The organism is Candidatus Uabimicrobium amorphum (genome assembly GCF_009002475.1).
GTDB classification, from domain to species: domain Bacteria; phylum Planctomycetota; class Uabimicrobiia; order Uabimicrobiales; family Uabimicrobiaceae; genus Uabimicrobium; species Uabimicrobium amorphum.
On record NZ_AP019860.1, the window covers coordinates 3,550,433 to 3,565,414 of the forward strand.

Genomic DNA, 14,982 nt, shown 5'->3' on the forward strand with positions numbered 1-14,982 from the left:
TCATCCCTGACTTGATCAGGGATCCAGACGATTACAAGTCGTCTTCATATCGTAGATTCCTGCTTTTGCAGGAATGACACAGGTGTATATTTTTTAGGTTTGTAGTTTGGTTCGTTATAACACAACTAAAATTTATCGGTAAAACAAGTTTGAGTGGTTAACTATGCAGCCTTTAATTATAAATAACAGATACGAAGTTAAAGAAACTTTATACAAATCTGAAAATTCATTGCTCTACTTAACCTATGACAATCTAAAATCTGCCAATATGTATTTAAGATTGTTACTTTTTCCCAATATCCCTGCAAACCTTTGGAAGCAAATACTTGTTTTTTACCGCAACTACTACGCATGGTTACAAAAACTCACATGTCCAGGAGTGGAAATTGCAAGTGACTTCGGACATACACTAATGAAAAACTCGTCTTCAAGTTATGAGGACACTCATTGTTGCTACTTTGCAACCCCCATAAGAGGCAACCAACGCCTCCTGGCCAATGACAACTCCGAAATGGAAAAACTAGTTGTCTACATCGGAAAAGTTCTTGCGATCCTTCCTGTTCTTCATGGAAAAAGAGTATTTCATTATAATATTTCGCCCTACAACATATTGATAGACGAAAATGATGACGTTTCACTTTTAGATGTAGGCCTGATTCCTTTTGGGCACAGTTTCTTAAATGATTCATGTTATGTCGCCCCCGAATTAAAATACGGATTTGAGCATGATTCATCTTGTGATGTTTACTCGGTAGGAATGACATTGTACAAAATAATGAGTAGTACTTTGCGTAATCAAAACTTACCACAAGAAAAATTTCTCGCAGAGATGGATAACTTCTTGGCAAAGATTATCCGTGAAAGTACAGAAATTTTACCACAAAATAGAATTACTCTTGGCGAACTCATCAATTACATCGAAGAATTTTCGGGACATCCATTACCAACGTCCCAAAACTTAAGCTACCTGAAAACGTGCTTTATCGGCGAACAAGCCATTTATGAAAATATCAACTCCATTTTGTCGCGCGTGTGTAAGCAATCAAAAAAACCTCACCAAACTTTGGCGTTTTTGGTAGAAGGAGAGCATGGACAAGGAAAAAGTCAGTTTCTTTCACAGGTGGCTAGCCTAGCAGCATCTTTTCGCATACAATGCAATTACGTTCCTCTAAAAAGGGAACGAGCAAACAACGCCATCACTATCTTCAATCACATTTTGCGCCCCATTGCCAAAGACAACTTTTTATTTCCAGAGTTTGACAAGCAAAACATACCACTACATGTAAATACCACCCAGCAAGAGTTGAACTTACAAACCAAGGAAAGAATAGCACAAACCATCATTGACTATTCGCGCAAAACCCCTTTAGTTCTTTTAATTGACGACTTTCATCTTGCAGATTCAGCAACAGTAGATATTATTAAATACCTATGGAACAAAACAAAAAATGAGCTGGAAAACCGCCAAAATTTTCCACGTTTGTTTATGGTCATTACTTACCAACAACCGCAAAAAAACCATCCACTACAAAACTTTTTCGAAGAGCAAATATACGACGATGACTTAAAGCAATATTTAGTTCACTTAGGGCTAAGTCCTTTTTCACTGGAAGAAACAGGGCAGTGTATCTCTGCCATTTTACGCATGGATTATATCCCACAACAATTTGCAGCACGACTTTACAAAGTTTGCCAGGGCAACAAACTCTATATATACGAAACTTTCCGCAGCATGCTCAAAAAAGGAACTTTGTATATGGAAGAGGGAGAGTGGTGTATTGACATTGAAAATATCCATCTGCCACAAACATTGGAAAATGCCATATTACAACACACCGAAACCCTTCCACCGCTCTGTGAGAAAATACTCAATATTATTTCAGTGGCCAAACACCCCATACCTCTCGAAACGCTATTTCAAGTTTCAGAAGCCAGCGGTGAGGAAGTTATTTCGGCACTATATTATCTATCCTTTTACTCGATTATTCGCGTCTCTGCAAATTTCTCCATAGACCTCTACAGCACTTCTACGGCGCAGTACCTACAAAATCATGTACAAGAAAAAAACGACATCGAATTGAAGTTAGCGAAATCCATAGAAACAATGCAAGATCCAGAATTTTACTTTTTACTCGCAAACCTTCCTCGCGAAAACTTCAGTGAAAATAAATGGATTGAGTACATACAACAATGTTGCTACTACGTTGTATCACTTGGTCTTACCAAGTATCACCAACAAAAACTCAATGAATATGTCACTATTTTACGTCATTTTGAGACGGAGCGTGTGTGGGTCGCAGAAGTGCTATACCATCTTCGCAATATAAAAGACGCACGGCAAATCTATTATGAAATTGCCGATGACACTCCTTCAGCTTTTGTTTTCTTGCGTTTAGCAGAATTACTGTGCGAAGAGAATGAACTTGAGTCTGCACAAGAATTTCATCAAAAATCAAAAAAATACCTGATGGAAAAAAGCTTAGATGAACCGCTGTATCATTTTGTGCAAGCGCGTATATTTTTGGCGAAAAAAGATGCCAAAAGAGCCATTGATAATATTCAAAAATCGTTATATGCCATCGTTGACAACTTTGCACACATGGCGAACAAACAAGTCATTGTCGAATTTTATGGAAAAATCCTCGGCTTTCGCGAACTATGGGAACAAACTCCCTACATTGACAACTTCATTTCGCGCGGTAAAGAAATATCGCAAAACCTAAATCACACATCCAGCTTGGCTTTTCTTTCAAGACTCCTCGGAGAGCGAAAAAAAATCGAAAGCAAATACGCACAAGCTTTAGAAAGTTATCAACACAGCCTAGGTTTATGGGAACAAGTAAAAAACCCCTACCAGGAAGCACAATGCCTACTTGGTCTTAGTGAACTCAACGTCGCCATCGGCGATTACGACAAAGCAGACTTTCTACTCGACCGTGCATTTAGCATCGCCACAGATAATCATTTAGATATTCTCATTGCGAAATATTATGCAATCAAAAGTAGCATTCTCTTCGCAGCCAAGCATCATGAAGAAGCGGAAATATACATTGATAAAGCGATTAAAATATTCCAAGAGGTCAATGACGAAGCCTGTGTATGCTTTGCCAAATGTCAACTCATTGAAAATCTTGTTGAGCACAATGACATCCAAGAAGCGGAAGGATACCTTCCTGAGGCCGAAAAAATTGCAGAAAAATTAAAATGGCCGCGCTTACAAGTTTCTGTTGATTTAGCCAAAATCAAAGTTTACCGCGAACAAAATCCAGAAACGGTCATTCTACTACTTGATAGAACATTAAAAACTTGTGAGAGCTTAAAGTTCAACGAATACCAATGGAAAACATTCTATGAATATGGAAACACTCTTCGCGCCCAAGGAGATATTCAGGGAGCTGTACAAAAATACCAAGCGGCCAAGAAAACAGTCGATTTTTGTTTGAGTGGTTTACCACAAGAAAAAATTGAAAGTTTTTACAGCACATCCACCGCAAAATCGTTAGAAAAAATGCTATCGATACTCACGACAGAACTCCCGATAGAAGTAGACGAGTTGCAATACTCAGATGTTATTTCTTCTTACGAAGAGTCCATGGGCAACGATCACTTAAACGCACTACGCGTAGAAAATTCTAACTTAAAAAAATTGTTAGATATCAATAAAAAACTACTACGCGAACGCGATTTAAAACAACTCCTTGACTTTATCATGGACACCGCCATTGAGCTCACAAAAGCAGAACGAGGGTTTATCATTCTTTGTGATACAGAAAAAGCATTTGAAGTCGCGAGAAATTTCGAAAAAGAGTACATTAAAAATCCACAATTTGAAGTTAGTCACTCGATCACCGAACAGGTGATAAAAACAGGCTTACCCATCTTATCGGAAAATGCGATGGAAGACGAACGTTTTAACGGCTATCGCAGCGTTGCAGAACTAAACTTATATTCGATACTTGCCGTTCCTCTTGCAAGCCATGAAAAAATCTTAGGTGCTGTGTACATCGACAACCGTTTTGAAACATCCGTTTTCTCCGAAAAAGAAAAAAATCTCCTAAGTGCTTTTGCGATCCAAGCAGCCCTGGCAATTGAAAACGCTAGACTTATACAGGAAAACGTAGAAAAGCAGAAAAAAATAGAGGCATTCAACAAACAACTTGGAAAGGCCAACACCAATCTCTCCAAGAAAGTTAGGCGCCAAGAAGAAGAACTTAGCGACGTAAAACTCATACTACATCGCAATAAACAAGAACTGGCTTCAAGATACAGTTATCGCAATATCATCGGTAAAAGTCAGAAAATTCAAGATTTGTTTAACATTATCGACAAAGTTAGTAGTAAAAATATTCCGGTTTTGATTCAAGGAGAGAGTGGTACCGGTAAAGAACTGGTTGCTCGTGCAATTCACTACAACAGTCCACGTAACAAAGAAAACTTCATGTCGGAAAACTGTGCCGCGATTTCAGATTCACTACTAGAAAATGAGTTGTTCGGTCACGAAAAAGGCGCGTATACGAATGCGTATTCTGACAAAAAAGGGCTATTTGAACTAGCAGATAAAGGAAGCTTATTTCTCGATGAAGTGGGTGACATGAGTGCCAACATGCAAGTCAAATTACTGCGTGTTTTAGAAAACAACCGTGTAAGGCGCATAGGTGGTAAAGACGAAATTCAAGTCGATGTGCGCATTATTTCTGCATCGAATAAAATCTTACAAGAATTGGTCGACAAACAAGAATTCCGTGGAGATCTGTTCTTTCGTTTAAAAGTTGTGCAAATCGACCTGCCACCATTACGCGATCGCAAAGAAGATATTCCCCTACTGGCAGAGCATTTCCTAAAAATGTTTGCTGAGGAAAATCAAAGTGCTGTACGCAGCGTCAACAATTCAGGAATGGACGTTCTTTTGGATTATCACTGGCCTGGGAACATACGCGAACTAAAAAACGTTTTGTACAATGCTTTGAGTATTCACGATGACAAAAAACTCGCGGCGCAACATTTTGAAAGTTTAACAGAAAATCGTTCACAAAAATTAGAAGGTTTATTCAGTCAAGAACTATCAATAGATGAGTATGCCAAACAATTTGTCATAAAAAATCAAAGTAAATACAATGACAGCCAGTTGGCTAAAATTTTGGGATTTAGTAGAAAAACTTTATGGGAAAAACGCAAAAAGTGGGGTATAGTTAGAGGATAATTATACAAAATATTTTGCGTTTACAAATTTGAGACAAGAAAGTTTACTATGAGCTGTAAATACACAATTACATCGGGACTGCCATATGCAAACGGTCCTTTGCATATCGGGCATATTGCAGGAGCCTATTTACCTGCCGATATATACACTCGCGTTCGTAAACTAAGCGGTGACGACGCTATTTACATTTGCGGAACAGACGAATATGGAGTTCCCATTACTATTACCGCAGAAAAAGAAGATGTAAGTCCAAGAGTTATCGTAAAGAGATACCACCAAGAAATCAAAGAAGGATTTAAAAACCTCAATATCCAGTTTGATAACTTTTCGGGAACCAGTAACTTACACAATAAACACCACGCGGCTTTAGCGCGAGAATTTTTTACCGAATTAAAGAAAAACGACTACATTTCTTCAAAAATTGACGACCAACTACATTGTAAAGAGTGCGATCGTTTTCTCGCAGATCGCTATGTGGAAGGTACTTGTCCTAAATGTGGAAACGACGAAGCCCGCGGCGACGAATGTTCGGTATGCAATGCTCAATACACGGTGATGGAATTGGGTAGTCCAAAATGCAAATTATGCTCAAACGGAACTCTCAGTAAAGTCCCGACAAAACATTGGTATCTAAAACTCGACGTTTTACAAGCAAAACTAGAAGAATGGATTGACTCCAAGGACTATTGGAAAGAAAACGTCGTTAACTTTGTCAAGGGATGGTTTAAGGATGGTTTGCGCGAACGAGCCATTACTAGAGACCTACACTGGGGAGTTCCCGTGCCTTTAAATGATGCTGCGGGTAAAGTGTTATATGTATGGTTCGACGCTCCAATTGGTTACATCTCGTCGACCATAGAATGGGCAGAAAAACAGGGTGATAAAGACAAATGGAAAGAATATTGGCAAAATCCCGACGCCAAAATAGTCCACTTTATCGGAAAAGATAACATCCCTTTCCACTCGATTATTTGGCCCGCAATGCTAATTGGACAGAAAAAAGATTATCAATTGCCATGGCACATACCCGCAAACGAGTATCTCAATATCGGTATCGATGGAGAAGAAGGAGCGAAAGCCTCTACTTCAAAGGGAAATGTTGTGTGGGTTAACGATTATTGCAAACATTTTGCGGCCGATTATCTGCGCTATTATTTAGCCCTTAACGCTCCCGAAAAAAGTGACTTTACTTTTACTTGGAAAGACCTACAAGCACGATGCAACAACGAGCTACTAGGTGTTTTAGGCAATTTGGCAAATCGCGTTCTTAAATTTATTGGCAGCAATTTCGAAGGTGTGATTCCCACACCAGAAGACCTAGACGCACGCGACAACGAAGTGCTTGAAAAAATACAACACAGTGTTGCCAAGGTGACCAAATCTTACGACAACTTTGAAGTACGACAAGCCGTAGCGGAAGTTGTCAATTTAGGTAGAGTCGGAAATCAATACTTTGACGAAAAAGCTCCATGGAAAACAGCGAAAAGTGACCGCAAAGTTTGTGGCAATACCCTTTATGTAACGGCACAACTCGTTCACAAAATAGTATTGTTGCTCACTCCAGTCATCCCTGAATCTTGTGATAAACTATGGAAACAACTGGGATATGAAAATGGTATCTCTTCTTGGGATGAACTGCAAAAAGACTTACCAGCAGGACAAAAAATTCACAAACCACAAGGTGTTTTTAGCAAAATAGAAGATAAGGTAATTCAGCAAATGGAAGAAAATTTACGCAACGCTTCGCAAACGGAACAAGAACAGCCTAAAGTTGAACTAGTTCCTCTCAAGGAAGACAAAATTTCTTATGATCAATTTTCGGCTCTAGACATTCGCATGGGCAAAGTTTTAGAAGCGGAAAAGGTGGCAAAAACCAAAAAGCTACTTCATTTAAAAGTAGACATTGGACATGAAGTACGACAGATAATAGCAGGTCTAGCAGAACATTATACCCCGGAAGAACTCATAGGAAAAACGGTTCCTGTACTTGTCAATTTAGAACCCGCAAAAATCAGAGGCCTAGTAAGCGAAGGCATGGTACTGTGTGCGGACATTGATGGGCAAGCGATCACCTTGCATCCCGGCAAAAAAGTTTGCCCTGGAGCAACAGTACGCTAAAACACCAACTATTTCATAACAGGGAGTCGCGCTATGAGCGAAGAAAAAAATGCAATGAATAACCCTTTTCTCGTGTGGGGTGTATTTATCCTCATTCCCGTGGCGACATTTGCGCTTTACGTATACGAAGTTTTTTTCAAAGAAGAAGTACCTACTAGTAGCAATGCTGAAAAGTTATACAAAGAAGCACGTTCGCTAGAGACAAAAGGGAATTTGCTAAAAGCGTATGTTAACTATAGTACTCTTGCGGAAATTCACAAGAATTCGCCAGCAGGGCAACAAGCACAGCAACGCTTAGACGCAATGAAGAAAAATCTAGAAATGGAAATTCTCTCACTTGCCGGTAACGGTAAATGGACACAACTGCGCAAGAAAAGGGGCGAAGTAGCAAAGTTACTACCTGACAGATTATCATGGCTTGACAGCAAGCTCAAAAATAAAGACGATAAAGATGGTAAAGCCAATACAAACAATAAACCCAAAAAAGAAAAAGACCGCCTAAGTCAAGAAGTCGAAAACCTCAAAGAGAAAGTAGATTTACTCATAGCACAACAAAACTACACACAGGCTTTAGAATTATGCAAGCAAGCGGGTTTAAAAAATAGAAACCGTAAATTTAAAAAGCAAGCCAATCGTGTGATTGCACATATTCACTACGAATATGCCACACACAAAAAAGATCTACTGCTTGCCAAAATAGATGGTGCAGATATTCGCGAATTTAAGAACGATTTTCCAGAAGAAATACTAGAAATCACCGCACACTTTCGCAAATTTTTAAGCATGTCTGCTAACACCGACAAGAGACGCATCAAAGCACGAGAATTTCTCAAAAAATTAGATTAAGTAAACAGACGGTGTAAAACCGTCTGTTTATAGCAACCACAGCATAACGAATTAAAAAAATCGTCATGTTTTGTCGTTACACAAATTGTTGTATGTTAAGATTGGCTTCTTCTATAAACACGAATATTACCCAAAGCAAAACCACTTCAGATAAGATTCCCTATGTTATTTAATTCAAATATTTTCATCGTTTTCTTTCTCATTGTTTACACGATATACAGAACTGTATCTCATAAAAAGCAAAATATCCTCTTGCTAATCAGTAGTTATATTTTTTATGGTTTCTGGGACTATCGGTTCTTATCACTAATCCTTATTTCCACGATCATCGATTTTTTTTGTGGCCAGCATATTGCCGATGCTGATTCTAAAAAGGCAAAGAAAAAATGGCTATTACTTAGTGTTTGTTGTAACCTGGGAATTCTAGGTTTTTTCAAGTATTTCAATTTCTTTGTAGATAGTTTACAGCAACTCCTACAAACATTTGATGTTCATCCTGCTTTCCTACGCTTAGAAATAGTATTACCTGTTGGAATCTCATTTTACACCTTTCAAACGATGAGCTATGCCATCGATATTTATCGAGGCAAACTACAACCAACGAGAAGTTTCTTAAATTTTGCAGTGTTTGTCGCATACTTTCCACAGTTAGTCGCCGGACCGATTGAACGTGCAGCACGATTAATTCCGCAAATTGAAAGTGTGCGCAAAATCAGTCGCAGTCAAATAAAAAGTGGTTTATGTCTAATAGTATGGGGGTATTTCAAAAAGGTATATGTCGCCGATAATATCGCCGTTTTGGTAAATCAAATCTTTTCGATGGAACCTTCCGCACTCAGTTTCTGGTATGTCCTTTTGGGCTGCTATGCTTTTGCTTTCCAAATATATGGAGATTTTTCTGGTTATTCCGATATTGCACGGGGAATTAGTAAACTTCTTGGCATAGAACTGATGATAAATTTTGCTTCACCTTATTTTGTAACCAACCCAGCAGACTTTTGGACTCATTGGCATATATCTCTCTCGTCGTGGCTACGCGATTATCTCTACATTCCGCTGGGCGGAAACCGCGTTAGCGAGATACGTACGAAGATAAATTTATTCACGACAATGGTCTTGGGAGGTCTTTGGCATGGGGCAGCCTGGAACTTTGTATGGTGGGGAATCTACCAAGGAAGTTTACTGATGTTTTTCCGCAGCCGGCGCAAAAAATACACGAGTGTGTTATCATTCGTGGTAATGTGTTTTGTGACTTTCCAATTCACGGCCCTTGGGTGGTTAATTTTCCGAGCACAAAGTGGTCAACAAATATTGGAAATGCTATGGGGATTGACGATTTTAGAGATACCGAGCATTGACATTATTACAAAATTTTTAGGTTTGGTATTTTTCTCGTTTTTTGTCATTGGTGAACAATACGATAAACTGCGTAACAATAATGAAATCGCCTTTAGCAGTTATAGTATCGTCACACAATATTGTATTTATTTCTATCTTATATTTTGTATATTGTTCCTGGCAGCACCTGGCGCAGAACAATTTATCTATTTTCAATTTTAGAAAATCGTCATGAAAATAAAAACAAAAAAAATATTGCCATTTGTCATTGTCACCCCGCTACTATTAATCGTAGCGGAAGCGCTGTTGTATCTTCATGCAATTGTAAACTTTTCTGGTAATATGGTGCATCTCTCCAATCATAAATCAACAAGAAATGTCGGCAATACTTTTTATGGAATATCGGACGTTTCCAACTATACAATAAATCATTTGGGACTACGTGGAAAAAGCCCTAGCAACAAAGATTTTTTTGCCATTAGTTTTGGCAACAGTACAACCGAATGCCTTTTATTGGATGACAAAGAAACTTGGTCGCAATTGACCATGGACGTTATCAATACCCAACAACAACAACAACCATTTACCCTAAATATCTCCGCAAAAAGTGGCTTGCGTCCTTATCACAATGTCATGCACCTTAATAGTTTATTGGACAAAGGTATTTCTTTCAAACTGGCCATATTTTTACCGTGTTTTATCGCCGGTTTAGATAGAGGCTATCGCGAATTAACCGAGGAAGACAAATCAAAAGCTTTTGCCAATAGTGTGGTTTTCCCAAAGACTTTTCCCCCAAGACTTCGCGAAACTTTACTATACCAAGCTTGGAAAGATTTAGGCAAACGAATTATAACCGACATCAAAAGTGAGTTTGGCATTACACAAAAAACACGCAGTTGGAAATCAATTTACGAACAAAGAATGCGATACCAAAAAGCAAAAAAATCAAATCAATTAAGTGATTTTCATCAACAAGTTTTATCGCTGTATATCAAAGAATTCCGAGAAACGACCATCGAATTTATAAAGATTTGTCAGCAAAACAACATCCAGGTAATTTTATTAAGTCAGCCCGTCATGTATAAAGAAAATCTGGAAGAAAAATACATTGATCGCTATATTCTCAGGAGTAAAAAAGCGGTGTTTGTCCCCACCCCACGTTTATATCATGAAATTGCAGGGGCTTTTGCGCGAGAAATCGAAAAAATTGCCACACAAAAACAAGTACACTATATTAATTTATACGCTCAACTATCCAGTGAATTTGAGTGCTACTATGACCAATACCACTTTAATGAGTATGGAGCCAAAAGAATTGCAGAAATTATCAGCAATTATATCTTGAACAATAACATCATCACAAAGTAATGTTTTATAATTCCAGAGAACTGAGTAAAAGAGAAAACATTTTTTAGCGAAAATCGCACAGTTACATTATGCAAAAACAACAACTTATCGACAACCGCTATGAAATCAACCAACTTCTTGAGCAAAGCGACACAACAAAAATATACAGTGCTTATGACATAAAACTTCAGCGCCTTGTCACACTCAAAATTCTCGCGCAAAATAACCTTTCGGCAAAAGAAGCCCAGGCAATTGCTCAACTAAAACACCACAACATCGTTACAGTATTTGACTATGGCTCTAACTACATTGTCATGGAGCATATTGCAGGGCAAAACCTAAGAAAATACTGCAAAGAGCAGCCAAATTTATCCATAAAATGGATAGCAAATACCATTCAACAAATTGCAGATGCGCTTTACCATGCGCATCGCGAAAGTATTATTCATCGCGATCTCAAACCAACAAACATCATTGTTCACAGCGGCATACCAAAAATAACTGATTTTGGCCAAGCAAAGTACCTAGATGAAACAACAAGTAGTGAGATCATTCGCGACGTACTACCGTACATGGCTCCTGAACAACTGCAACAAAACCCACAAGTAGACCAACGTACAGATATATATGCCATTGGTATCATCCTGTATGAACTTCTCACAAAACGCAATCCTTTTGCGGATGTAACGCTTACAAACGTACAACGCATCGAGAAAGAAATTCCACCGCGACCACGTAGTATCAACAAGTCAATACCACATTTTCTTGAAAAAATATGCATGAAGTGTCTGGCGAAAAACAAAAAACGCCGCTACCAGAGTGCAAGAACTTTGGCACGAGATTTAGACAAATTTGTCCATCGCAAGACGCATATATCCAACTACGTTCCGTGGATACTATTTTTGTGCCTTTTGGGATTCAACATGCACAGTGACAAAAAACGGATCTTCTCACAACCAACAGCCAAAAAAATTTGTCCCACAAACACTGTCGCGCAACGCCTGAATCGTTACCCCATCGTACAAAAACGCGATGAGAATTTTCCTATAGAAGAACGCGTAAATCTTCCCAGCGTCATTCATGTCAAATTTTTACTCAACTATGCTTTGTCTCAACGGCAAGCAGATAAACGCCAACAAACAATAGTCAAAGTCATTGCTATCGCCAAAAAAGCCATAGATTCCTCATCGCAAACAGAGGATATCGAGTTCTTACATTTTTTGTGTCACTTAGCAACTCGAATATCTCCCCTTTTTGCAAAAAAAGACTCATTAGCGACGTTTAAATCTCCACAACGCGAAATCGAATATTATAGCAACGCCGTACTCCAACTTCGTCACGTCAAAGCAAATCCCCAAAAGCTACGACAAATTCTGAAAATGGTGAATCAAGGAATCCGAGTCTGTCGCTCTTTTGTTTTCTTATACGAAATCAAGGCAAAAATTCTTCACATTATGTCACGACATGACGAAGCTCTAAAATGCTACAAAAAAGCGCTACACTATGAACCACATAACCCTTTCATACTCTGTGCTAGGACAGAATATTTTTATGCCACCAATAACTTTAAAGCTGCGCAAAAAGACATTAAAACTTCGTTGGATTACAACGTTACCATACCCCAAACATGGTATTTACATACTCGTTTACTAAAACAGCAACAGCTGTATACCGAAGCCATCGGCAGTATAACGCGCGCTTTAGAACTGGGTTATTCTCCTCACAAGTGTTACTATCAAAGACAAAGTCTATATCGCAAACAACAACAATACCACAAAGCCCTCGCGGATTGTAACGCTCTTTTATCGTTAGAAAAAAAACCGAGCTATTACAATGCTCGCGCAGAAATATACGCACAATTAAACCAAACCCAAAACGCAATAAAAGATTTACAAACATCACATAACCTATCCCCAGACGACAAAAAAATCATTTTGCGCATTGCCAATCTGTACAAAAAATTAGGTGATTTGCCTAAAGTCAAAAAATGGTTGTTGAAGTATACATCCTCGGAAAAGTAGTAAAAACGCTTTGCGATGTGTCATTGCTTATTTTTCATCCCAGTTCTCACGCCCAATACTACTGACGTATCATTAAATGAATCCGTTATATTTTTATCTGTACTGAATGATGACAGGTCCTAGAGTTACGACATTCTTCCATAAAAAAATTATAAAAAATGTTTTTTTTATTCCATACTAGCAATCATATTTGATATATATATATATGTTTAACATATTAAATATTCTGCAAGTGTTAAACTCAGAATATAAAGACCTTTACATCCTTTACTTTTGCACAAATAACTCAATGTTTCTTCAGAAACAATTACAGATTTTTTCTTGGTAGTAGTGCAATCTATCACAAATTGAGCGTATCCAATCTCAATAAAAAACTCATAAAATAAATCACATAAGTACATTTATATTTCAATATTTCTATATAAGTAATTTTGTCAATAGATATAGCACTTCAATAAGTTAAACAACTTAGGTTTAGGAAATATTTTTGATGATACGCCCGGTGAATATTTGGACAATTATAGGACTCCTGTTGGTTGTGCCTTTTAGTATGGCACAAGAAAACCAACACACTAGTTACGATCCAGTCGTTGGTTTTGCAGACGATTATATTTTTTGGAACGAAGGACTACGCTTTGGAGTTCGCGACAAAATCTCATTTGGTTTTGGTGGACGCTTTGTTTACGATGCTTTCTCTAAAGATATCGACCGCGATCTTGTCGATCAAGATGTCGAAAACTTTGATGGTCAGCGTGCGATGCGTGTCAATTTGACCGGGAAATTTAAGGATATTTTTCGTTTTAAAGCGGAAATTGACTTCGCGGATACCAAAGGTTTCCAGGATTTTGAGTTCAAGAGCAACTACCTGTTTTTCCGCGATCCCATATATAAAATATTTCAGTTTCAAATAGGCTATATTCGAGAACCTTTTGGACTGGAAGAATTGACTAGTGCACGCTTCACTACATTTATGGAAAGAGCTCTAGAGGCATTTAATCCGGGACGAAACCTGGGATTTATCGCCTCTATTCATTATGACAGAGTGCTGTTTTCGATAGGCTTATTTAATGATCAATCGGGAGACAACCCACCGTCGCTTTCGGATGATAGTGAAACGATCACAGCGCGTCTTTGTGGATTAGTGTACCGTAATAGTAAAACAGACTTTTGGCACCTTGGCGCTGCATATAGCTATCGTAGGCCTCGCGACAATATTGTAGAATTCGATGCGCGACCAGATGCAAAATTTGGATTGGATTTTATTGATATTGGAGACATTGAAAACGTCGATGCCGTGCAGCTTATTGGCTTAGAAAGCTCTTGGGTAAAAAATAATTTTTCGATACAGGCAGAGTTTATGTCAGCATATGTCAGGCACAATGAAAATGATCATTTTTGGGGTGCCTACGTATACTGCAGTTATTTTGTAACAGGCGAATCACGCAGATATAAATCTTACAGTGGAAAATTCGGTGAAATTTTTCCCATCAATCCTCTGGGAAAATCATGGGACTCCTTCGGAGCTGTAGAGCTTACAGCGCGTTGTTCCCACATAAGTCTCGACAGTGGTGAATTTAACGAAACCATGAGCAATGTAACTCTTGGTCTCAACTGGTACTTAACCACATATTTGCGTATAACTACCAACTATATCTTTTCTTATATAAACAACAGTGAACCCAATCACATAATGGGTGTTCGCTTTCAAATTTATTGGTAAACATCCTACGAGTGTTTAGCTTTTTGTTAATCAGAAAGCTAAACACTCGTAGTGTTACCACAAATCATCTCACACAACAATTTACATAAAATTTCATGCAGTCACTGATGTATTTTGCTATAATTTGTCAAAAGTATTGCTGACATTTCACATTGGATTTCGCTATGCAAAATAATCACAAACAAAAAAGTCAACGCAAAGAACTTGTACAACAACAACTTCGGAGCAAGTTCTCAAACGTTTTCACCAATTGCGCAGTTCGGAAAACAATCATCAAGCGGTACGCGCCTTTGCTTCCCTCATCCTTGCGATTCGCCATGATTTAGGATTTTCGAATCAAACTGTAGGTGAGCGAGAGATAATGGCCTCTTTGTTCCCGACGTAGAAAAGTT

At 38.3% G+C, this 14,982-nt stretch carries 7 protein-coding genes; all 7 read left to right on the top strand.

Annotated elements, in window-relative coordinates; translation table 11 throughout:
• Positions 1 to 163: 163 nt before the first annotated feature.
• The 7 genes from UABAM_RS12695 (at position 164) to UABAM_RS12725 (ending at position 14,590) form a co-directional block, all read left to right on the top strand.
• Entirely contained in the window at positions 164 to 5,200 is a 5,037-nt protein-coding gene (locus tag UABAM_RS12695) for a sigma 54-interacting transcriptional regulator (RefSeq protein WP_151968379.1), read from the top strand.
• 48 nt (positions 5,201 to 5,248) lie between these two features.
• Positions 5,249 to 7,318: a methionine--tRNA ligase gene (metG, locus tag UABAM_RS12700; protein WP_151968380.1), complete on the top strand. Its 2,070-nt coding sequence runs from the start codon at positions 5,249 to 5,251 to the stop codon at positions 7,316 to 7,318.
• Positions 7,319 to 7,351: 33 nt separating this feature from the next.
• Complete coding sequence (locus UABAM_RS12705; protein WP_151968381.1) at positions 7,352 to 8,164, top strand: hypothetical protein; 813 nt, start codon at positions 7,352 to 7,354, stop codon at positions 8,162 to 8,164.
• A 162-nt stretch (positions 8,165 to 8,326) separates the two neighbouring features.
• Positions 8,327 to 9,724, top strand: a complete 1,398-nt coding sequence (locus UABAM_RS12710) for an MBOAT family O-acyltransferase (RefSeq protein ID WP_151968382.1) — start codon at positions 8,327 to 8,329, stop codon at positions 9,722 to 9,724.
• A gap of 9 nt (positions 9,725 to 9,733) precedes the next feature.
• Complete coding sequence (locus UABAM_RS12715; protein ID WP_151968383.1) at positions 9,734 to 10,870, top strand: SGNH/GDSL hydrolase family protein; 1,137 nt, start codon at positions 9,734 to 9,736, stop codon at positions 10,868 to 10,870.
• Between the two features lie 68 nt (positions 10,871 to 10,938).
• Positions 10,939 to 12,870 (top strand): serine/threonine-protein kinase, encoded by a 1,932-nt coding sequence (locus UABAM_RS12720; protein WP_151968384.1) that lies wholly within the window; start codon positions 10,939 to 10,941, stop codon positions 12,868 to 12,870.
• A 490-nt stretch (positions 12,871 to 13,360) separates the two neighbouring features.
• Complete coding sequence (locus tag UABAM_RS12725) at positions 13,361 to 14,590, top strand: OprO/OprP family phosphate-selective porin (protein ID WP_229759393.1); 1,230 nt, start codon at positions 13,361 to 13,363, stop codon at positions 14,588 to 14,590.
• The last annotated feature ends 392 nt before the right edge of the window (positions 14,591 to 14,982 follow it).

Coding starts and splice junctions, on each gene's coding strand:
- UABAM_RS12720 (WP_151968384.1), top strand. CDS start 10,939: ATGCAAAAACAACAACTTATCGACAACCGCTATGAAATCAACCAACTT.
- UABAM_RS12695 (WP_151968379.1), top strand. CDS start 164: ATGCAGCCTTTAATTATAAATAACAGATACGAAGTTAAAGAAACTTTA.
- UABAM_RS12710 (WP_151968382.1), top strand. CDS start 8,327: ATGTTATTTAATTCAAATATTTTCATCGTTTTCTTTCTCATTGTTTAC.
- UABAM_RS12715 (WP_151968383.1), top strand. CDS start 9,734: ATGAAAATAAAAACAAAAAAAATATTGCCATTTGTCATTGTCACCCCG.
- metG (WP_151968380.1), top strand. CDS start 5,249: ATGAGCTGTAAATACACAATTACATCGGGACTGCCATATGCAAACGGT.
- UABAM_RS12725 (WP_229759393.1), top strand. CDS start 13,361: ATGATACGCCCGGTGAATATTTGGACAATTATAGGACTCCTGTTGGTT.
- UABAM_RS12705 (WP_151968381.1), top strand. CDS start 7,352: ATGAGCGAAGAAAAAAATGCAATGAATAACCCTTTTCTCGTGTGGGGT.